Source organism: Hymenobacter jejuensis, assembly GCF_006337165.1.
Taxonomy (GTDB): domain Bacteria; phylum Bacteroidota; class Bacteroidia; order Cytophagales; family Hymenobacteraceae; genus Hymenobacter; species Hymenobacter jejuensis.
This window is the reverse complement of record NZ_CP040896.1, coordinates 4,421,409-4,441,623: the sequence shown is the minus strand read 5'-3', so window position 1 is coordinate 4,441,623 and position 20,215 is coordinate 4,421,409. Positions and strand designations below refer to the sequence as shown.

Below are 20,215 nucleotides of genomic sequence, written 5' to 3'. Positions count from 1 at the left end.
GAAAACCCGAATTTTCTGTAACCTCCGGGCAGGCTCGGCATCCAATGGCAACAAACTACCACTCAACGTTTTACTGCCATGCAAACCGATCTTCACCTTCCAGCTTCCTCCTCCCGGGTTGCGGCGCCTTCTGTTACGCAGGTGCTGCGCATTACCTATGGCCTGGTGCCCATTGTGGCCGGCCTCGATAAGTTTACGAACCTGCTCACCGACTGGTCGGCGTATTTGGCGCCAAGCGTAGCCACGCACCTCCCTTTTTCGGCCCACACGTTTATGATGCTGGTGGGCGTGATCGAGATTGGGGCGGGCCTTCTGGTGCTGTTTCGGCCCCGCATCGGGGCTTGGGTGGTGATGGCGTGGCTCGTGCTCATCGCCCTGAATCTGCTCATCAGCCGTCATTACGACGTAGCCGTACGCGACTTGGTGATGGCCGTGGGGGCATGGTCGTTGGGGCGACTCAGCAACGGAGCGCCTTCCTAACCTCACGCAATAGTGCTAAGCAAAGGGAACCAGACCACCGCGAGCGCGTTTCGTATAAAGAGTAGTACCTTCTACTTTGCACTCGCGATGAAAAAAAATAAGAAAACCGTAGTGATCGGCGCCAGCGACAACCCGGCCCGGTACTCGTATAGAGCCGTCAACATGCTCAAAAGCCACGGCCACGACGTGGTGCCTGTGGGCATTCGCAAGGGCCAGGTCGCTGGCCTCGACATTCACCTCGACAAACCCGAACAATCGGAAGTAGACACGGTGACCTTGTACGTGGGCCCGCAAAACCAGCCCGCCTGGTACGACTATATTCTGGATTTGAACCCCAAGCGCATCATTTTCAACCCCGGCACCGAAAACGACGAGCTGGAGCGCTTGGCGCAGCAACGCGGCATTCGCACCGAAGAAGCCTGCACGCTGGTGATGCTCTCGGTAGGCAACTACTAGCGCCGAGCTTCTGCCCGTACTTGTTGAACCGCTGCCCCGGCCGGGCATCACATAATCATGTGATGCCCGGCCGGGGCAGCGGCGTTTCCAGCGTTCTGAGCGCGACCAACGGCCGATCTCATTTGTCAATATTTTAATTAATCTATTTTCAATTTATCTTCCAAATGCCGTCCCGAACCGGAATGGATAATGCTCATTTTTAATAAGTTATCCGCCATGCCTACCCGTTTCAAACAACTGTCCCTGGCCGAGTTCATTGCCGTGCTCGACCGCTTCCCCTTCACGCGGCACATCAACGCCGTGCACATGCACCACACGTGGCGCCCCAACCGGGCGCAGTACCAGGGTTTGGCCAGCATTGAGGCGATGTGGCAGTACCACACCCAGCACAACGGTTGGTCGGACATTGCCCAGCACATCACCATCGCGCCCGACGGCACCATCTGGACGGGCCGCAACTGGAATCTGGCGCCGGCCAGCTCCTCAGGGCACAACGGCAACTCGCTGGCGGGGCCGTTTATGTTTGAGATGATCGGCGACTTCGACAAAGGCCGCGACCCCTTCGACGGGGCCCAGCGCAACACGGCCCTGCACGTGGTGGCACACGTGCTGCACAAGTTTAAGCTCCCGAACGAGGCCCTGCACTTTCACAACCAAATGTCGGTCAAAACCTGCCCCGGCAGCAGCATCAGCTACGCCAATACGCTGGTGGAAGTACAGAAAATCAGGGCGACGCTGGGCACCCGCACCGTCAATTTTGGCGCCGTGATCGACTCCGAGCGCATTGAACGCGCCCTGGAGCTGCTGCGCCGCGTGCCCATTGCCAGCCACACCCGCCGGCTGGGCGCCGAAGCCCTGGCCGAACCCGCCGAAGAAGGCATGAGCCGGCAGGAGATGCACCACGTAACCGATGCTCCGGAAACAACGACCAGCCGGAACGCGCCCCTCCGCGAAGCGCTGTCGGAAGCACAGAAGCGCCGCCTGCGTCCGCACGTCATCAACCTCGACCAGGGCCACTTCTCGCCCGACGGCCTCTACACCACGCGCCCCGCGGACGTGGACGCCATTTTTGACCGGTACTTGGAGCAGGCCTTGCAGGAAGCCAAAGCCGCCAACCGTCCCCTGCAGATCATGCTGTACGCCCATGGGGGCTTGGTATCGGAAAAATCGGGGCTGCAAAGCGCGCTGCGCTACATTCCATGGTGGCTGCAAAACCACGTCTACCCGCTCTATTTTGTGTGGGAAACCGGCTTGTGCGGCACCTTAGGCGCCATCATCCGGAGCGTGGGCTCGCGCGAGGCGGCCCGCGGCATCACCGACCTCACCGACCGCATCGTGGAAAAATCGGTGGGGCCGCTCGGGGGCCAGCTCTGGAAAAACATGAAGGACAGCGCCGAATGGGCTGCGGCTGCCGACGGTGGCGCCCGCTACGTAGCCCTCAAGCTCAAGGCCTTCTGCGATGCCCACGGCAACGACGTCCGGACGGGCGCCTTGCAGCTGCACGCGGCCGGACACAGCGCCGGCTCTATTTTCCATGCGCATTTTATTCCGGTGGCCCTGCAACTGGGCGTGCCCGCTTTCCGCACGCTGCACCTGCTGGCGCCGGCCATTCGGGTAGATGAATTTAAGCGCCACCTGGCCGCCCACGTGGGCAAAGGCATCCAACACCTGACGCTGTACACCATGCGCGACGCGCTGGAGCTAGCCGATACCTGCTCGCTGATTTACCGCAAATCGCTGCTCTACCTGCTGTACTACGCCCTCGAAACGGCCCGTGAAACGCCGATTCTGGGGCTTGACATCTCGCTGCACGCCGACGCCCAACTCCAGCAGCTGCTCGGCCTCAGCGGCACTCCCACCCCCAATGCCGAGGTAATCTGGTCGAAAACGTTGGAGCCCACGCACCGCAGCTCCAGCACCTCGACCTCGCACGGCGGCTTCGACGACGACGCCCCGACCATGGAAAGTGTGCTCCGCCGCGTTACCAACCAAGAACCCGTCGCGCCCTTCCCCACCACCCGCGAGCTGGTCGATCCGTGGCACGAGCCCGTCGAGTTGCCCGAAGAGCTGGTGCTGCTGGCGCAGGTGCAGGCCGAAACTAAGGTGCCCACGCCGAAAAAGCCTGCTAAACCGGCGCCGCTCATGCCGTTGCCCAGCAGCAACGGCCATGCCCGCCAGCGTGCCCTGTGCATCGGCATCGACGAGTATGCGGCGGCGCCGCTCAGCGGCTGCGTGGCCGACGCCCAGAGCTGGGTACAGACGCTGCAGAAGTTTGGCTTCGAGACGGCCACCTTGCTGGACAGTGAAGCCACCCGCGCCAACATGCTCGACCGCATCACCAAACTGGTGAACACCAGCAAACCCGGCGACGTGGTCGTGATTCAGTATTCGGGGCACGGCACGACGCTGAAAGACCTCGACGGCGACGAGGAAGACGACGGCCGCGACGAAGCCCTGTGCCCCTACGACTACGCCACCGGCGCGTTCCTGCTCGACGACGACTTGAGGGCAGTGTTCCGTCGCGTGCCGACCGGCGTCAACGTGACGTTGTTTATGGATTGCTGCCATTCGGGCACCATCAGCCGGTTTGCGACCCTGGAGCCCGTGGTCACGGCTCCCTCCAACTCGCGGCCTCGGTTTATGCGCGCCACTCGCGACATGGAAGCGGCGCACGAAGATTTTCGGCGTACACTAGCCAACAACGGCCTCACCTCGCCGGCCGACGGCAGCCGGGCGCATATGCGCGTGGTTACATTTACGGCCTGTCAACCCATTGAAGTAGCGTATGAAACCGACGGCAGCGGCGACTTTACCAACCGGGCCGTGCGGTTGCTGAGCAAAGCCACGACGGGCGTCACGCACAAGGAGTTTCAGCGGCAGGTGACGCGGGCCTTTGGGGCCAAGCCGCGCCAACACCCCACCCTCGACTGCACCGACGACGCCTCCGGCTACGCTCTGCTTCAGCCCGTGCCCAGCGTCAGCAGCAAAGTGGTAGCTCCGAAACCCGCACGGCGCAAAAAGCAGCTCGGCTAACTTCTTACCCATTTATATAACGTGTTTATAATCAATATTTTATAAATTATTCATTCGTATTATTATTTATAATTTATTCCCAGACGATTTCCAGGTCCACAACCAGCTAAGGCGATGAGTTGCGGGCCTGGAAATCGTTGTAACTGCCGACGAAGCCGGTCTTCCTATGTCGAAAAGCAATGGCGCAGCCCCCGATGGTCCGCAAGAGGCGGCCTTGCCGCGGCGGCGCGTGCGGGCCACGCAACGCAAGCCCAAACCCGTTCGCCCCGACGCGAAGGCCGAAGTAGGAGCGCCGCCCGCTGATCCGCCCTTTACCGTGCCCGCGCTGCTGAGCCAGGCCGTAACCGTGGAAACGCCCCTGCCGCCGCCCTTGCCGGCGCACCTGCCCCCGCCCGTTACCGCCGACCCGGCCGCCGTGGCCCGCATTGCCAGTCTGAGCTGGGCTGCGCTGCAAAAAGAGCTGCTGCTGCCGGCCGAACCCTACTCGCCCAGGGAGCTAGCTTTGCAGGCGTATTTCGGCGAAACGGAGCTTTTCAACCTGCGCGAGCTGGCCGGCGGCAGCCGGGCCCTCAGCCCCGAAGGCAGCCCCAGCAAGGCCTTGGCCGACGTCATTTTTCTGCCAGGCATCATGGGTTCGGGCCTGAGCCTGACCCACCGGGGAAAAACCCAGCCGTTCTGGATCAATCTGTTGCGCATTGCCGGCGAAGGCATTGGCAGTTTGCAGCTTCCCTCAACGGGCGACGAGGTAGCGGCCACCGACCCCGACCACCGGACGTACTCGCGCACGCTGCTGGCTTTATCAGCCAACTGGAATATGCACCCGTTTGGCTACGATTGGCGCAAAGACTTGGGCGAAGCGGCCGACCGGCTGGCCCACTACATCGAGCGGCGCCTCGCCGACCGGCCCGTGCACATCGTGGCCCATTCGATGGGCGGGCTAGTGGCCCGGCTGTTTATTGCCCGTTACCCCAAGCTCTGGGACGCCATGCGTGGCCCCGACGGCGACGGCGGCAAGCTCATCATGCTGGGCACCCCTAATTATGGCTCTTACGCGATGGTGCAGGTGCTTACGGGGGCCGAAAAACTGGTGCGGTGGCTCGCCAAGCTCGACCTGCGCAACAGTCTGCCGGAGGTGGTCAAGATTCTGAACACCTTCGAGGCCACCTACCAGATGCTGCCGGCCCCCGAAAAGCTCGCGCCCGAACTGGCAGCGCTTTACCAGTCAGGCACGTGGGGCGAATTTCCGGTGCTGGCTTCGCACCTGGATAAGGCCCAGAATTTTCACCGCGAACTAGCCGCCGCCAGCGCCACCATCGACCCCGAACGCATGGTGTACATCGCGGGCTGCAACCGGCGCACGCTCTATAAGCTCGACATTGTGGCGCCCGGCGAATTTCGCTACCACGAAACCCTCGAAGGCGACGGCCGCGTCCCGTTTTCGCTGGGCCTGCTGCCCGACGTTACGACGTATTACGTCGACGAAGACCACGGCAGTCTCCCCAGCAATAGATTGGTAATCAAAGCCATACACGAGCTGCTGGTACACAACCGAACCTCGGCTTTGCCCCAGCACCCCGTCATTACGCGCAGCATCACCGCGCGCGACGGCTATTGGCACCGGCCCATCGGCGAAGACTTGGTCGGCACCAAGCTGGAAAACCTGGCGAAACGGGTGAAGTCGGGCGTCAAGCTGCCCGAAGAAATCGCCGAGCAGCAAGCCGCCGAAGAAGCCCTGTTGCGGGCTGCCCTCGGCGAAGAGTGCCCTACGCGCCGCCTCGACTCGCTCCGCGACCAGCCCACCACCCGCAGCCAGAACCCGTGGCCGCTAACCGTGGCGCTGGTCTACCAGAAAGTAACGGAGGTAGCCACGCCGGTGCTGGTGATGGGCACCTACCGGGGGGCGCCGGCCACGCGCCGCCTCGCCCAAGTCGACGAAGCTCTCGAATACTGGATCAGCCAAGCCAACGACCACGCCATGCTGGGCGGTGAGCTGGGCCAAATCTCCTTTATACCAGCCCGTTACAAGCGCAAGCTCAAGGCCAAGGCCGTGCTGCTGGTGAGCATGGGCGAAGAAGGCCGCTTCACCCACCACGACCTGCGCTACCTCATGAACAACGTAGCCACGGCGGTGTCGTCGTTGGGGTACCCGCGCTTTGCCTCCGTGGTGCTGGGCACCAAAGCCGGCACCATGAGCGAAGAGCGGGCCTTGCTGAGCTTGCTGCAAGGGGTGTGCGACGCTATGCAGAATCCGTCGGAGGTAATGCCGGCCAAAGAAGCCAACCGCGTATCGCATCTGACCCTGATCGCGCGCGATGAAAAGCAATTTGCCGACCTGAGCGTGATTCTGGAAAACGTGGAGCACAGCAAACTCATTGACGGACTGGATGTTACGTTTAAACCCGAAAACTTCACCACGCCGCCCACGCCCGCACCCGATGCCATTGGCAAATCGTCGCCCAAAGGCGTCATCAACTTGCCTTCCGACGAAGCCGGACCGCGCATTACCATCGAGCGCGACGGCTCGCGGTTTCGGTTTTCGGCCTTGGTGAAGGGTGCCGTAATTCCGGTGCGCGAAGTGGATGTGCAGGCCTTTTTCCCGAACAGCCTGTCGGGGCGGCTCATGGACTCGGTGACGCGCGAAGAGCAGGAAACCTACGGCCAGCTGCTGACGACGACGCTGTTTCCCATTGATTTTCAAGAGCTTCTTGCTGAGCCACTTACGTTTATCCTGGACCGCGAAACGGCAGGCTTGCCTTGGGAAATGGCCTGCTTTACGCACGAGCGGCGGCCGGGAACGCAATACTTCGGACCGCAGCTGCTGCTCACGCGCCAGTTCCGGACCATGCTCTCGCCGAGACCCGGCCTGCCCCCGCCCCGCAACCAGGATTTGCGCGTGCTGATCATTGCCGACCCTGCTCCCGAGCCCGAATATCAACTGCCAGGCGCCCGCCGCGAAGGCCGCGCCGTGGTGCAGATGCTCAGCCGCATCAAGCAGTATTCGGGCCTCGACATCGACGTGGTGGAGCGCATCGGCGACGCCGAGTGCGACCCGCTCGAAATTCTGGCCCTGATTCTCAACGGCAACTTCGACGTGGTGCACTTCGCCGGACACGGCGTTTTCAACGCCGACCACCCCTCGTGCGGCGGCTGGGTGTTTGGGAAAGATCGGTTTTTATCGGCGCGCGAAATTTTTCAGGCCCGGCAAGTGCCGCGGCTGGTGTTTGCCAACGCTTGTTTTTCGGCTGAAATCAACCAAGGCCCGGCCCTGACGGCCGAAGAACTGAACCGCAACCTGGCCGGCATTGCCGAAGCCTTTTTCGAGCGCGGCGTGCGCAACTACCTCGGCACCGGCTGGCCCGTCAACGATGCCCAGGCCGAAGAGTTTGCCACCGAATTCTACGCCCAGGCCCTGCTGGGCTTGGCCGCCGACAAAATCACGGAGCTTTCCCACCTCGGCGAAACCGGCGAGGCCAATCCACGACCGTTGGGCTATGCCATCGCCGAAGGCCGCAACCGCATCGCACACCGCGGCGGCTCGACGTGGGGCGCCTACCAGCACTACGGCCAGGCCAACGACGTGTTATTGTCGTTGTCGTAGCAAGTTGCTCGGCTCCGTTACGGCTCCTGTACTGGCTATGCGTAGCTGGTGCAGGAGCCGTTTTTGTGCCCTGGCGCCATTGCCTTTTCCCAGTCTGACGCTTCCGGCAGCGGATCGCAATCGTTTAACGGAGCGCAAATGGGCGGCTACGAAGAATAGAAGTCAAATATTTGTAAAAGCACAAGTTATTGATTATCAATATCTTATAAAATTACACGCGCCACTCTATGCTTTTTTCTGATCTTCAGGCAACGGTCAGGCAACCAGACCCATCTACCCCATCAAAGAGCCTGCTATAGTTCCTTTTTACTTTCGCCACCGTGACCGACGCCGATCTCATAGCCGCTTGCCGCCAAGGCAGCAGCCGGGCCCAAAAGCTGCTCTATGAGCGCTTTGCGGGCATGATGCTGGGCGTGTGCATTCGGTACCTACGCCACCGCGAAGACGCCGAAGAGGTCATGCTCATGGGCTTCGTGAAGGTGTTTCGGGCCTTGGACCAGTACCGGCACGAAGGCAGCTTCGAAGGCTGGATTCGCCGGATCATGGTCAACGAAGCCCTGGGCCAATTGCGCCGCAAAGAGCCGCTGCACCTAGCCATCGACGACTATTCGGCCGATGTAGCCGTAACCGCTGCCGATGCCGAGTCGCAGCTAAACGAAGCGGACCTGCTGGGGCTCTTGGCCGAACTGCCCGCTGGCTACCGTACGGTGTTCAACCTGTACGCGCTGGAAGGCTATTCGCACCCCGAAATCGGTGAGTTGCTGGGCATCTCGGAAGGGACCAGCAAATCACAGCTCAGCAAGGCACGAGCCATGCTCCAGCGCCGTTTGGCCGCCGCAAGCGCGTCGGCTTCCAACTCTTCACCGAAAGAATATTATGCAACCGGAAGATATTGATAAGCTGTTCCGGGACCGGCTCCAGGGCCACGCGCCCACGCCGCCCGCCTACCTCTGGGATCAGCTGGAAGCCGAGCTGAAACCCGCCGCCAAAAAGCGGCCCGTACTATGGCTTTACGCTGCGGCAGCCGCTATAGCGCTGTTGCTCGTGGCGAGCTATGGCCTGCTGCTGCGTGGCCCTGCAACCAACTCATCCACAGGCACTTTGGCCACTACCAAGCGGGCTGCGCAAGCCCCCACCAGCACTCCCGACAACCTTTCTACATCTTCTGCCAACACGCAGGCAACCCCCACTCCACAAGCTGCATCTAGCCCATCAGAAGCAGGTTCGGAAGCGCTGGCCGCTACCACTCCGGCTTCGGTTGTTCCTTCTGAGTTGGCGCCGGCGGTACACACGGCCCGCTCTGTAGGGCAGCAACCCGCCGCCCGCCGCTCCGTTGCTTTGGCTCGCGCCACCCGGCCTACATCTGCTAAGAAACTGAATACCAACGCGCCCGCCCAAGCCGTTGCCGTGAACACCCCCGCGCCAGCGCGTCCGGAGCGCCCGGCCGTGGAGCCCACGGCAACTCCCGAAGCTGCGCAACCCACCGCACCGGCCCTCGTTGCTGCGGCCGCGCCAACCGGCCCGATTGTGGTGGAAGTACGCCGTGGTGATGCCAAAACGCCCGGTGCCTCGGCCTACGCGGCCAACGATGCGGGCCGCCGGCCCCGCCTGGGGAATCTGCTCCTGAAAGCCGGCAAAAAAGTAGGCAACGCGGTCCTCGACGGCCGGCAGATCAACCTGCCCAAAGTGGAACTACCCGAAGTCGTGACGGCGCAGGTAGAATCCTGGACCAACACCTCCCATCCTTAGTCTTGCACGCTCCTTTTTCTTCCTTCGTTATGAAACGTCTCTTCTCGCTGCTGGCCATCCTGCTGCTATCAGCCCTGGCTGTTCCTGCCCTCGTGCACGCCAACAACCGCCCTGCCAAATTCGACACGATCGTCGTAAAAATGCCCAACCAGGCGACCCTGACGCTGTTTGTCAAGGACAAAGCCCAACTCCGACAAATGCGCGCTTACAAGCTCGACTCGCTGATGGTGATGCTCGACAAGTACATTACGCAAGCCGAAGTCGCCAGCAAAAACTCCAAGGATGAGCAGGTTACGATGGAATTTTACCCGGCCAAAGACAACCCCGGCAAAGCTGTACCCGAACAAATCCGCGTGACGGTTCGCAACCGCCAGAAATCGGGCGACCACGTTGAAGTGCGACTCGGCCCGAGCTTCGGCATGGTCATCGACGACAACGACAACGATGACAACGTGAACATCCACATCGGTCGCACCGAAAGCACAGAAAACAAAGATTCGCTGCGCAAGGTGAAGTCGGAAGAACGCTTCAACCGCGCCTACCACAGCACCTTCACGATGGATCTGGGCCTCAATGCCTTGGTCAACCGCAAGCCGCAGCTCGATGCTCTGGGCCAGGAACAAACCTACGACTTGCGCCCTCTGGGCTCGCGCTACATCAGCTTTCAGTGGCGCCAATCGTTGCGGTTGGGAGCCAAAGGCAGCCCGCTGTACCTGGTTTCCGGCCCCGAGCTGGCCTTTAACAACTACATGTTCGACAACAACCGCCAGATTGTTTTGACCGATACTCGCACCGAGATCACGACCGTGACCACGCCCGCCAACCGCAACCTCGAAAAGAGCAAGCTGGCCACCACCACGATCAACCTGCCTCTGATGGCGCAGCTCTATTTCCGCGATCAGAAAGGCCATGATGCCTTCCGGATTGCTGCTGGTGGCTTTGCCGGTTACCGCCTGAGCAGCCACACCAAGCTGAAATACCAGGAGGACGGCGATACCAAAAAAGATAAGGTTCGGGGCAACTACAACCTCGAAGACTTTCAGTACGGTCTGCAAGGCATGATCGGCGTCCGCGGCCTCGACTTCTTTGTGAAGTATAACCTCAACGAGCTGTTCAAAGACAACCGCGGCCCTCAGGCTCAGACGCTTAGCTTTGGCATCACGTTCTTGTAAGTCGTCTCAACTCACAGAACGGAGTAGTACTTCGTTGCACAGAAAGGCCCGCTGAATCGCTTCAGCGGGCCTTTTTCATAACCTATTATGTATCAATTACTTACAGATGGCGGTAGAAATTATCCAGCAAAATGGCTGCCGACACGGCCACGTTCAGGCTCTCGGCCCCGCCCACGCCGGGGATGTGCAGGCGGCGCGTGAGGTGCGCTTCTACCTCCGGACGCATGCCGTGCGACTCGCTGCCCATGATGAGCACTCCGTTCGGACTGAGATTTAACTTGTGCACGTTATCTCCTTCTAAATCAGCACCGTATACCGCCACATCTTTTGGAAGCGATGCCAGCCAATCGGGCAATTCGCGCTGCCAGATCGGGACGCGCGTAAAGGAGCCCATGGTCGCGGCCACCGTTTTGGGCGCCCACGGATCGGCGCAGGTATCGGAGCACACCACGCCTTGCAGGCCGTACCAATCGGCCAGCCGAATGAGCGTGCCGAGGTTGCCGGGGTCGCGCACTTGGTCAAGAGCCAGCAGCAGGCCGTGGGTGGTGGGCCGCAAAGGAGGCTCTTCGGGCAGCCTTGCGATGGCCAATGCCGTATTGTTGGTCGAAAGCGTGCCCAGGCGCGTAAGTTCTTCTTCTGACACGACCTCAAGGGGAATGGAAGCCGGCACGGACGGAATTTTTGCAGCAAACTCCGCTGTCAGGAACAACCGTTCGGTCAGAAGTCCAGAACTTAGCAGCTCTTGCACGCTTTTGCCGCCTTCCACCAGGAAAGCGCCGTGCCGGAGCCTAAACTTCTTCAGGTGCAGCGCGTGCACGTATTTCGCTACTGCTTTTGAAACCATATTCGCTGCTAACTATGCCCTTCAAGCGGGCCACTTCGAAGACTAGGATATTGGCGGTCTGGCTGTTGGGGCTGGCACTGGTAATGGGCTGCTCGCCCACGAAGCTGCTGGCGCCCAAGCAGAACCTGCTCACCCGCATCAAGCTGGAAGGCGTGAAGCAGGCCGATGCCGAACGCATCCTGACGCTGTACCAGCAAAAACCCAACTCGCGGTTTCCGCTGCCAAAGCTAGCAATCTACCAGTTGGGCTACAGCTTTTATCATCCCGAAAAGATCCAGCAGCAGCTGGATGCCGAGCGCACCAAATGGAACGAGCGCATCCAGGCGGCCCGCCCCGATTCGGTGAAGGTAGGCAAGCTGGTCAGCAAGCGCGAGCGCCACACCCAGCGCCACCAGCTGGCCCTCGAAAAAGGCAATACTATTATGCGTTTGGGCGAAGCGCCGGTCATCTACGACTCGCTGCTGACCCAACGCACCACGGAAGAAATCGCGACGTTCCTGAAATCCAAGGGCTTCTTCCGCAGCGCCGTCACTTCGACCGACACTGTAGAAGACCGGCGCGTAACGGTCACGTACCGCGTTGCCGAAAACGTACCCTTTCATTATTCGCAGCTCGATTACGAAATCCCCGACACGGCCGTCGCGCGTCGAGTGTTGGCCAGCCAGCCGAGCTCGCTGCTGCACGTCGGCAACCAATACGACGAAGAAGTCATTGACCAGGAGCGCTCCCGCATCGAAACGCTGCTCAAAAACGCGGGCTATTTCGACTTTCGTCAGCAGTACATCACGCTCGAAGCCGATACCAGCTTCGCACCGACCACGGTGCGCCTGCGCACCCTGATTGCCAATCCGCCGGGTCAGGGCCGCTTGCACCGCGTGTACACCATCCGCAAGGTGAATTTCCTGACCGATGCAGGCGTGGTTCGCTTTGGCCAGGTCCGCGATTCGGTGGTGCGCGACTCGGTGTATTATCTGGCTTTCAAGCACAAGTTCAGCACCAAAGTTCTCGACCAGAAGCTGGCCGTACGTCCCGGCGAAACCTACAGCTTGGCCAACACCCTGCAAACCCAGCGGCAGCTTGGCCAGCTGGATGTGTTCCGGTTCAATACCGTCAATTACCGCCGAGTGCGCGATGCTGCAGCCCTCGATTCTACCTCCGGCCTACTCGACGCAATCGTAAATGCCTCACCAGCAAAGAAATACCAGGAAACCACCGAATTCGGTGGCACCTACGTCGCGCAGCTGCCCGGTCCTTTTGGCAACGTGCGCCTGAAAATCCGCAACGTATTTGGCGGGGCTGAGCGCCTTGAATTGGGCCTTCGGCTCGGCTTCGAAGGACAATATAGCCGCATCGGTGCCGTGCAAGGCATCACCGATAACTCGGTGTATACCACGCAGGTAGGTGCCAACGCCAACTTGCTGCTGCCCCAGTTTCTGGTGCCGTGGCGCGCCAACCGCTACCTGACGCGCTTCAACCCCCAGACGCGCATCAACACGTCGTACACTTACGTGATTCGGCCCGAGTACACGCGCACGAATCTTGAAGGCACGTACGATTACATCTGGCAGCGTTCCCCGTATCATCAATACGTGCTCACCCCCCTTGATTTGAGCATCGTGAATACCGTGCGCATCGATCCGGTATTTCAAAATGTGCTCGATTCGCTGGCGACCCTGGGGTCACCGTTGCGGCAGAGCTTCAGCCGCCAGTTCGTGCCCAGCTTTAACGCCACTTCGCTGTATAATTCCAACGATTTCAACGAGACGCGGGATGCGTATTACCTGCGCATGTTTGCCGAGGTCGGCGGGTTGACCAAAGGGCTCTACGAGAATTTCCTGCGGGACAAAACCCGTTTGAGCGTGTACAACTTCGCCAAGTTCAACGCCGATTACAGACGCTATTACAAGCTCTCGGGCAAGACCTATGTTGTGTACCGGCTCAACGGCGGCATTGTCAGTGCGCTGAGCAAAAGTGCCCCCACCGACCGCAACGGGCTGCCGACCGAAGGCGCCTCGGCCTATATCGTGCCCTACGATAAGTACTTTTTTGCGGGTGGCAGCTCTAGCGTACGTGCTTGGAAACCAAGGCGTTTGGGTCCCGGCTCGTATACCTCCACCAAGCTATCCGACCCGAAAGATCCCACCAGCCCGGAAGTCCAGAACTTTGACATCGAGCAGCCCGGCGAGGTGCTGTTGGAAGGCAGCGTCGAATACCGCTTTCCGCTGTACAGCTTCATCAACGGGGCGCTGTTTACGGACTTTGGCAACGTGTGGGCTCTGCACAAAGACAATCGCGAAGGGGCTGATTTTCAACTCAATCGCTTTTACCGCGAAATAGCCGTTGGCTCGGGCCTTGGGCTGCGCTTCGACTTCACCTTCCTTATTCTGCGCCTCGACATTGCCACCAAAGTCTACGACCCGACGGCATTGGGTCGCAACAAATGGCTGATTTCCAACTTCAACTTCGGCAACAACCAAACGGCATTCAACCTCGGCATTGGCTATCCGTTTTGAGTTGAAACAGGCTTGATACAAAAAATACCGCCTGAGCTTCAGGCGGTATTTTTTGTATCGCTTTATCAATCAAGCAGTTGCAAACTAGTACTCCAATAGCTCTCTTACGGCTGTGGCCACTTTTTCGGCGTTGGGGAGCATTTGCCGTTCCAGCTCGACGTTTAGGGCAATAGCGGGCAGATTGGCAGCTCCCAGCGTGAACACCGGTGCGTCCAGCTGCTGAAAACAAGTGCGCTGAATGCGCCCGGCCAGCGACTCGGCAAAGGAGTTCAGGACAGGTTCTTCGGTCAAAACCAGTACTTTACCATGTCGGCGGACAGCCGCCTCCACGGCCTCAAAATCGAGGGGGTTAAGTGTGCGCAGGTCGATAATTTCGACTTGCCCCGGAACCTGGCGGCTGGCGGCTTTCGCCCAATGTACGCCCATGCCATAGGTAATTACCACGCAGGTTTCGCCTTGGGCAAGCTTCTCGGGGTCAGGCTGTTGTGCGATGGCTGCTTTGCCCAACGGAATGACGTAGCCAGCAGCCGGCTCAATGGTTTTGGCATCTTCGGTGCCGGGCACTTTGCTCCAGTACAGGCCCTTGTGCTCCAGCATCACCACGGGGTTCGGATCGAGGAAGGCGGCGCGCATTAAGCCTTTCATGTCGGCGGCGTTGCTGGGGTACACCACTTTAATGCCGCGAATGGTTAGCAACGTGCTTTCAATCGAGCCCGAATGGTACGGGCCGCCGCCGCCGTAAGCGCCAATCGGCACCCGAATCAGCGACTGCACCGGAAATTTGCCGTTGGTCAGGTAGCACGATTTCGACAGCTCCTCGACTAACTGATTGAGGCTGGGCCAGATATAATCGGCAAACTGAATTTCTACGATGGCCTTCGCGCCCACCGCCGACATGCCGGCCGTGCTGCCCACGATGTAGGCTTCCTGAATAGGCGTGTTGAACACGCGCGCGTCGCCGTATTTTTTAGCCAGCAACGCCGCCTCGCGAAACACGCCGCCCAGCTCGCCACCTACGTCCTGTCCGTAGAACAACGCCTCCGGAAATTCGCGCAGAATGTCATCAACGGCGTGCAGGGCCGCGTCTACCAGCGTGGTTTTTAGGGCCCCAGCCGGGGCTCGCTCACCCGCTTCTTCGGTCACGAAAGGCGAAGCAAACTCATGGTCGGCGAAGGTGGAGGGCTCGGGATCAGGAGCCGCCAGCGCACGCTCGTAATCGCTTTTAACTAGGCTAATAGCTTCATCACCAATCTGTTGCAATTCTTCTTCGGAAGCCACACCTTGGTCGAGGAGCTGGCGGTGAAAGCGCGGCAACGGATCGTTGGTGGTGTGTTGGGCCAGGTTATCGCCGCGGTACCATTCGCGGCGTACCCCGCTGGTATGGTGGCCCAACAACGGACATTTGGCGTGCACCAACACCGGCCGACGCGTGCGGCGCACGTAGTCGAACGCATCGGCCATACCGGCGTACGAGGCCCCAAAATCGGCGCCATCTACCCGAAGTCGCTCCAGGCCTTTGAAGCCAGCAGCAAACTCGTAGGCGTCCATCGCGCGCATTTCACGGCTAGTAGCCGAGATGCCCCAGTCGTTGTCCTGCACCAGATAAATAATGGGCAACTGATGCAGCACGGCCATTTGCAGGGCTTCCGAAACTTCTCCTTCCGTCATGGCGCCGTCGCCGATGGAGCACACCACAACCGGTTGCTGGTCAGCTGTTTGCAAAAGGCCTTGTCCTTCCAGATAATGCAGCCCGTGGGCCATGCCGGTGGCCGGAATGGCTTGCATCCCGGTGGCCGAGCTCTGGTGCGGAATCACGGGAAAGCCCTCGCGACGCAGTGAAGGGTGGCTGTAGTATGTGCGGCCGCCGCTAAACGGGTCGTCGCGCTTAGCCATCAGTTGCAGCATCAGTTCATAAGGCGCCAAGCCGAGGCCGAGCAGCATGGCGTCGTCGCGGTAATAAGGCGTTACGTAATCCGTGGGGCGCAAATGAAAGGCAGTAGCCAGCTGAATGGCTTCGTGACCGCGGGCGGTGGCGTGTACGTACTTGGCCGTCACGGCTTTATTCACTTCGTAAAGGCGCGCCAGCTCGTCGGAGGTGCGCATGAGGCGGTAGGCCCGAAGCAGCGTGGCGCGGTCGGGCGCGTGTGGGCTGTCGGCTACGGGGTGAGCAGCAAACTCGGCTTCAACGCCGGGGGTGGTTGAGTTGGGCATGCGGGGTGGAAATCTTAAACAGCGAAATTACGGCATTGCCAGCAGATGCAACGAATCTGAAGGCCTTAGGTCCGTCCAAGCAACCTTGGTTTGGCACAAATACGTAGCAGGGAAAACAGTATCTTTGCCCATTATTTATCAGCCGCGTCCCTGATTTATATCAGTTTTGATCTGGCAGTGAGGTTCTTACTTCGCCCCACCAAATCATAACTTCTCATGGACGCTCCCTTCACTACCTCTGCTCCTCTGTTGGTACCAACTGCCCCTTCCTCCTTCCGCGAATCTGTAGAACACTGGATGCGCGATTTTCAGCTCCGTTTGTGCGCGCAGCTGGAAGAAACCGACGGGGGCGCCACCTTCCAAACCGATGCTTGGGAGCACCATGCCGGCGGTGGTGGCCGCACCCGCGTCATTCAGAACGGCAACATTCTGGAAAAAGGCGGCGTGGCGTTTTCAGCCGTCTGGGGCGAGATGAGCGCAGCGGCGGCTAAAACTCTGCTGATGCCCGACCCGCGCTTTTTTGCCACGGGCGTTTCGGTAGTGCAGCACCCGCGCAGTCCGCGCCAGCCCATTGCCCACATGAACGTGCGCTACTTCGAAGCCGGCGACGGCCAAGCGTGGTTTGGCGGCGGCCTCGACCTGACGCCTATTTACGTCGACGAGCGGCAGGCACGCCGGTTCCACGAGCGTATTTTTGCAGTGTGCGAGCGCCACAACTCTACCTATTATTCGCGCTTCAAAGCTTGGGCCGACGAATATTTCTACCTGCCGCATCGGCAGGAAACCCGCGGCATCGGCGGCATTTTCTTCGACCGGCTGACCGTAGGCAAAGACGGCGACCGCGACGAGCTTTTTGCCTTCGTGCAGGACGTGGGGGATGTATTTGGCCCGGCGTACACTGAAATTTTGAGCGAAAACCGCGATTTACCTTTCACGGAAGCGCAAAAGCAGTGGCAGCTGATCCGCCGCGGCCGCTACGCCGAATTTAACCTGGCCATTGACCGGGGCACGCGCTTCGGCCTCGAAACCGGGGGGCGCACCGAAAGCATTCTCATGAGCCTGCCGCCCCAGGCCGAATGGTACTACAACCGCCAACCCGAACCCGGCTCGCCCGAAGCTGCCACGCAAGCTTGGCTGCGCAAAGACGTGGATTGGCTCGCCACCCCCGCTCCACTCCTTGATCGAACAGCTTAAATCCCTGGACAACTGGCTGTTACTGGCCATCAACAATCATCACGTTGCCAAACTGGACAGCCTGATGGTGTTCTTTTCTGAACGTACCGTCTGGTTTCCAGCGTATTTTGTCATGCTTATCGCCCTGAGCTACCTATTTCGGCGGCAGGCGTTGCTTTTATTGCCGTTGCTGGGACTGAGTGTGGCCTTGGCCGATGCCGTTTCCAGCCGGATTTTCAAACCGTATTTCGCCCGTCTGCGCCCTTGCCACGATCCGGAGCTGTCGGCGACGCTGAATCTGGTAAACGGCTGCGGCGGGCAGTTTGGCTTTCTTTCCTCGCACGCGGCTAACGCATTCGCCCTCACCGTGTTCCTGTGGATTGTGCTGCCCAAACGGTTTCAAGTGGTCAAATGGCTCACGCTGATCTGGGCCCTACTCGTGTCGTATAGCCGCATGTACCTCGGCGCCCATTACCCCAGCGACGTGGCAGCCGGTGCCCTGCTGGGTTCGCTCATGGCGTGGGGTTGTGCTACGCTTTACAAGCGAGGCAGTTTGCGCTGGTGGTCGTCTGGCCCAATATAAACGCTTGATTAACAGATATTTACAAAAAGACCTCCTGCGTTTGCAAGAGGCCTTTGTTGTGCTAAATCGGAAGCAAATCAGCTCGTTTCACGCTTTCTTGCCTGATACCTTCGGCTCAGACTGAAGCATTTAACTACAACTTACTTATTATCAAGTGCTTATATTACTTTCCCAGCAGTTTCGCGACGTACTTGCCCACAATGTCAAACTCGAGGTTGACGAGCGTACCGGGGCGTAGGTCCTGAAATGTGGTGTGCTCGTAGGTGTACGGGATGATGGCCACCGAAAAACCGTCGTCGGCGCTGTTGAAGCAGGTCAAGCTTGTGCCGTTGATGCAGATCGAGCCTTTTTCTACCGTTACGCGGCCGGGGCCGGGCTCGTGTCGGAAACGGTATAGCCAGCTACCGTTCTGATCTTCCACGCTTTCGCAGACAGCCGTCAGGTCGACGTGGCCTTGCACGATGTGGCCGTCGAAGCGGCCGTTGGCGGCCAGGCACCGCTCCAGATTAACGCGCCGGCCGGGCTTCCATTGCCCCAGGTTAGTCTTTTGCAGGGTTTCGTCGATGGCCGTCACGACGTGTGTACCCGCCTGATTATCAACGGCAACCACAGTAAGACACACGCCGTCGTGAGCCACACTCTGATCAATCTGCAATTCGCTGGCGAAGGGCGACTGCACGGTAAAATGACGGTTGGTGCCTTCGGCTTGCACATCGGTGATGGTGCCGAGGGCTTCTATGATTCCAGTGAACACGTTACAAAAACAGGATTAGCAATGACCGATCGGCAATGCGCCAGCCGGATTCAGCGGATAAAACAGCGTACGGCGGCAACAGTTTTGGCAGAAAGCCGCGCGCTTATTTCCCGCGGCCTTCAATGATAATTTTCAGAGTGTACAGGAGCACCCGGAAGTCCATGGCCAGGCTCATATTTTCGATGTAGAGAATGTCGAATTTGAGGCGCTCGACCATTTGACTCACCGTTTCGGCATAGCCATATTTCACTTGCCCGAGGCTGGTGAGCCCCGGCCGCACGCGGCGCAGGTGCCGGTAGTGGGGCGCCACTTCCACAATTTGATCGATGAAAAACTGCCGTTCGGGGCGCGGGCCTACCAAGCTCATGTCGCCCTTGAGCACGTTCCAGAACTGTGGCAACTCATCCAAGCGCACGCGGCGCATAAAGCGGCCCCAGGGCGTAATGCGCGGGTCGTTGTCTGAAGAAAGGGCTGGGCCGAGTTGCTCGGCGTCCACCACCATCGAGCGGAATTTGTAGATGAGAAAAGGCTCGCCGTGCTTGCCGATGCGCTCCTGGCTGTAGAACACGGGCCCCGGCGACGACAGCTTTACCATAACGGCCGTGAACACGTACACGGGCCAGGCCAGCAGCATAAACAAGGCCGACAACACCACATCGAGGATGCGCTTGGTGACGGCCTGCCACACGGGCAGCAAGTCGTGCTTGATTTCGATGAGCGGCGTCCCGAACAGGTGGTTCACTTTTACCGACCCGAGCAGCATCTGGTACAGGTCGGGCAGAATGCTCACGCGAGCCGGGGTATCTTCCAGCAGTGTCAGGATTTCCTGAATCAGGCGGTGTTCCGAAGGCTCAATGGCGATGACTACCTGCTCAACGTAGAGGTCCCGGATTTGAATGGGTAAGTCTTTGTACGACCCGTGCGCAGGCAGTTCGGCCGCCAGATCGGAGTCCATGGAATCCCCCACGGGCGTAAACCCGATCAGCTTCAAACCCAAATGTTTGCTGGTGCGTTTTAACTCATAGAACGTGTCGCGGGCCAGGGCATTCGACCCTACCAATAGCGTATTAAACGAAATTACGCCGCCCCGCACCAGGCGCTGCACGCTTGTTACGGCCCACGTCCGCAGCACGGCCGTGATCAAGAAGTGCAGCAGAAAATACGCCGTAATGGTTTTATAATACAGCTTATAATTACTAATTCCTTGATCGTCAAGCAGTAACGAGAAGAAGATCACTAGTGCTCCTAGCACCGAAACCCGGGCCAACCGAATAATTTCGCCCAGCCGCGATTTGCGAAACACATCTTGGTACTCGCCAATTAAGGCGTAGAGGGCCGTCCAGAATCCGGCGATCATGATAGCCGACCCCGACAGGTAAAACAAGGCCCCGCCCGTGAAGTGGTAGCCTTCGTTGATTTCGCGCAACAGGTATTTACGCAGCAAAAAGAAACATACCCACGCCAGCAAGGCGGCCCCAAAATCGGCAGCTATCAGCTTCAGCTTTTGAACGGTGCGAATCAAGGGTGTGAGGGAGAAGCCGGTCGGGTGGGTTATGTTCGTTCGAAATGGTAGTTTCGCAGCGGAAACGCTGCTAAAAGCCTCTTTTCGGTGCCGCAGCACGCCCGCAAAGGTAGAGCAATAAACGGAA

The 20,215-nt window shown here is 59.5% G+C and carries 14 protein-coding genes; 10 read left to right on the top strand and 4 right to left on the bottom strand.

Annotation, left to right across the window (positions count from 1 at the left end; all coding sequences use genetic code 11):
• The first annotated feature begins 78 nt into the window (after positions 1–78).
• The 7 genes from FHG12_RS18250 (at position 79) to FHG12_RS18220 (ending at position 10,488) form a co-directional block, all read left to right on the top strand.
• A complete protein-coding gene (locus tag FHG12_RS18250; RefSeq protein WP_139517118.1) occupies positions 79–480 on the top strand; it encodes a DoxX family membrane protein in 402 nt (133 codons plus the stop codon).
• Positions 481–567: 87 nt separating this feature from the next.
• Positions 568–936 carry a CoA-binding protein gene (locus FHG12_RS18245; RefSeq protein WP_139517117.1) on the top strand — a complete coding sequence of 123 codons (369 nt, stop codon included), beginning with the start codon at positions 568–570 and terminating at the stop codon, positions 934–936.
• Positions 937–1,152: 216 nt separating this feature from the next.
• Positions 1,153–3,969: a caspase family protein gene (locus tag FHG12_RS18240; protein ID WP_165699449.1), complete on the top strand. Its 2,817-nt coding sequence runs from the start codon at positions 1,153–1,155 to the stop codon at positions 3,967–3,969.
• Positions 3,970–4,135: 166 nt separating this feature from the next.
• Positions 4,136–7,567 carry a CHAT domain-containing protein gene (locus FHG12_RS18235; protein ID WP_139517113.1) on the top strand — a complete coding sequence of 1,144 codons (3,432 nt, stop codon included), beginning with the start codon at positions 4,136–4,138 and terminating at the stop codon, positions 7,565–7,567.
• Positions 7,568–7,887: 320 nt separating this feature from the next.
• Positions 7,888–8,463 carry an RNA polymerase sigma factor gene (locus FHG12_RS18230; RefSeq protein ID WP_139517111.1) on the top strand — a complete coding sequence of 192 codons (576 nt, stop codon included), beginning with the start codon at positions 7,888–7,890 and terminating at the stop codon, positions 8,461–8,463.
• Positions 8,444–9,316 carry a hypothetical protein gene (locus tag FHG12_RS18225; RefSeq protein WP_139517109.1) on the top strand — a complete coding sequence of 291 codons (873 nt, stop codon included), beginning with the start codon at positions 8,444–8,446 and terminating at the stop codon, positions 9,314–9,316. Before FHG12_RS18230 ends, FHG12_RS18225 begins: the two co-directional genes overlap by 20 nt.
• 29 nt (positions 9,317–9,345) lie before the next feature.
• Positions 9,346–10,488 carry an outer membrane beta-barrel protein gene (locus tag FHG12_RS18220; RefSeq protein WP_139517107.1) on the top strand — a complete coding sequence of 381 codons (1,143 nt, stop codon included), beginning with the start codon at positions 9,346–9,348 and terminating at the stop codon, positions 10,486–10,488.
• 100 nt (positions 10,489–10,588) lie between these two features.
• Here the strand turns inward: FHG12_RS18220 and FHG12_RS18215 are convergent, their stop codons facing one another.
• Positions 10,589–11,332, bottom strand: a complete 744-nt coding sequence (locus tag FHG12_RS18215; RefSeq protein ID WP_139517105.1) for a TrmH family RNA methyltransferase — start codon at positions 11,330–11,332, stop codon at positions 10,589–10,591.
• A gap of 14 nt (positions 11,333–11,346) precedes the next feature.
• Between FHG12_RS18215 and tamL the strand changes: the two genes are divergently transcribed.
• A complete protein-coding gene (tamL, locus tag FHG12_RS18210) occupies positions 11,347–13,845 on the top strand; it encodes a translocation and assembly module lipoprotein TamL (RefSeq protein ID WP_165699448.1) in 2,499 nt (832 codons plus the stop codon).
• Between the two features lie 84 nt (positions 13,846–13,929).
• Here the strand turns inward: tamL and FHG12_RS18205 are convergent, their stop codons facing one another.
• Positions 13,930–16,056 carry an alpha-ketoacid dehydrogenase subunit alpha/beta gene (locus FHG12_RS18205; protein ID WP_139517101.1) on the bottom strand — a complete coding sequence of 709 codons (2,127 nt, stop codon included), beginning with the start codon at positions 16,054–16,056 and terminating at the stop codon, positions 13,930–13,932.
• Positions 16,057–16,272: 216 nt separating this feature from the next.
• Between FHG12_RS18205 and hemF the strand changes: the two genes are divergently transcribed.
• Positions 16,273–17,250, top strand: a complete 978-nt coding sequence (gene hemF, locus FHG12_RS18200) for an oxygen-dependent coproporphyrinogen oxidase (RefSeq protein WP_139517099.1) — start codon at positions 16,273–16,275, stop codon at positions 17,248–17,250.
• Positions 17,234–17,812 carry a phosphatase PAP2 family protein gene (locus FHG12_RS18195; RefSeq protein WP_139517097.1) on the top strand — a complete coding sequence of 193 codons (579 nt, stop codon included), beginning with the start codon at positions 17,234–17,236 and terminating at the stop codon, positions 17,810–17,812. The genes hemF and FHG12_RS18195 overlap by 17 nt, the downstream gene beginning before the upstream one ends.
• 163 nt (positions 17,813–17,975) lie before the next feature.
• On the opposite strand, the gene FHG12_RS18190 is transcribed toward FHG12_RS18195, so the two are convergent.
• Both FHG12_RS18190 and FHG12_RS18185 read right to left on the bottom strand, forming a co-directional pair.
• A complete protein-coding gene (locus tag FHG12_RS18190) occupies positions 17,976–18,566 on the bottom strand; it encodes a riboflavin synthase (RefSeq protein WP_139517095.1) in 591 nt (196 codons plus the stop codon).
• Between the two features lie 103 nt (positions 18,567–18,669).
• On the bottom strand, positions 18,670–20,088 hold the full coding sequence (locus FHG12_RS18185) for a sugar transferase (protein ID WP_230471189.1): 1,419 nt from the start codon (positions 20,086–20,088) through the stop codon (positions 18,670–18,672).
• Between the last annotated feature and the right edge of the window lie 127 nt (positions 20,089–20,215).

Coding starts and splice junctions, on each gene's coding strand:
- FHG12_RS18250 (WP_139517118.1), top strand. CDS start 79: ATGCAAACCGATCTTCACCTTCCAGCTTCCTCCTCCCGGGTTGCGGCG.
- FHG12_RS18245 (WP_139517117.1), top strand. CDS start 568: ATGAAAAAAAATAAGAAAACCGTAGTGATCGGCGCCAGCGACAACCCG.
- FHG12_RS18240 (WP_165699449.1), top strand. CDS start 1,153: ATGCCTACCCGTTTCAAACAACTGTCCCTGGCCGAGTTCATTGCCGTG.
- FHG12_RS18235 (WP_139517113.1), top strand. CDS start 4,136: ATGTCGAAAAGCAATGGCGCAGCCCCCGATGGTCCGCAAGAGGCGGCC.
- FHG12_RS18225 (WP_139517109.1), top strand. CDS start 8,444: ATGCAACCGGAAGATATTGATAAGCTGTTCCGGGACCGGCTCCAGGGC.
- FHG12_RS18220 (WP_139517107.1), top strand. CDS start 9,346: ATGAAACGTCTCTTCTCGCTGCTGGCCATCCTGCTGCTATCAGCCCTG.
- FHG12_RS18215 (WP_139517105.1), bottom strand. CDS start 11,332: ATGGTTTCAAAAGCAGTAGCGAAATACGTGCACGCGCTGCACCTGAAG.
- tamL (WP_165699448.1), top strand. CDS start 11,347: ATGCCCTTCAAGCGGGCCACTTCGAAGACTAGGATATTGGCGGTCTGG.
- FHG12_RS18205 (WP_139517101.1), bottom strand. CDS start 16,056: ATGCCCAACTCAACCACCCCCGGCGTTGAAGCCGAGTTTGCTGCTCAC.
- hemF (WP_139517099.1), top strand. CDS start 16,273: ATGGACGCTCCCTTCACTACCTCTGCTCCTCTGTTGGTACCAACTGCC.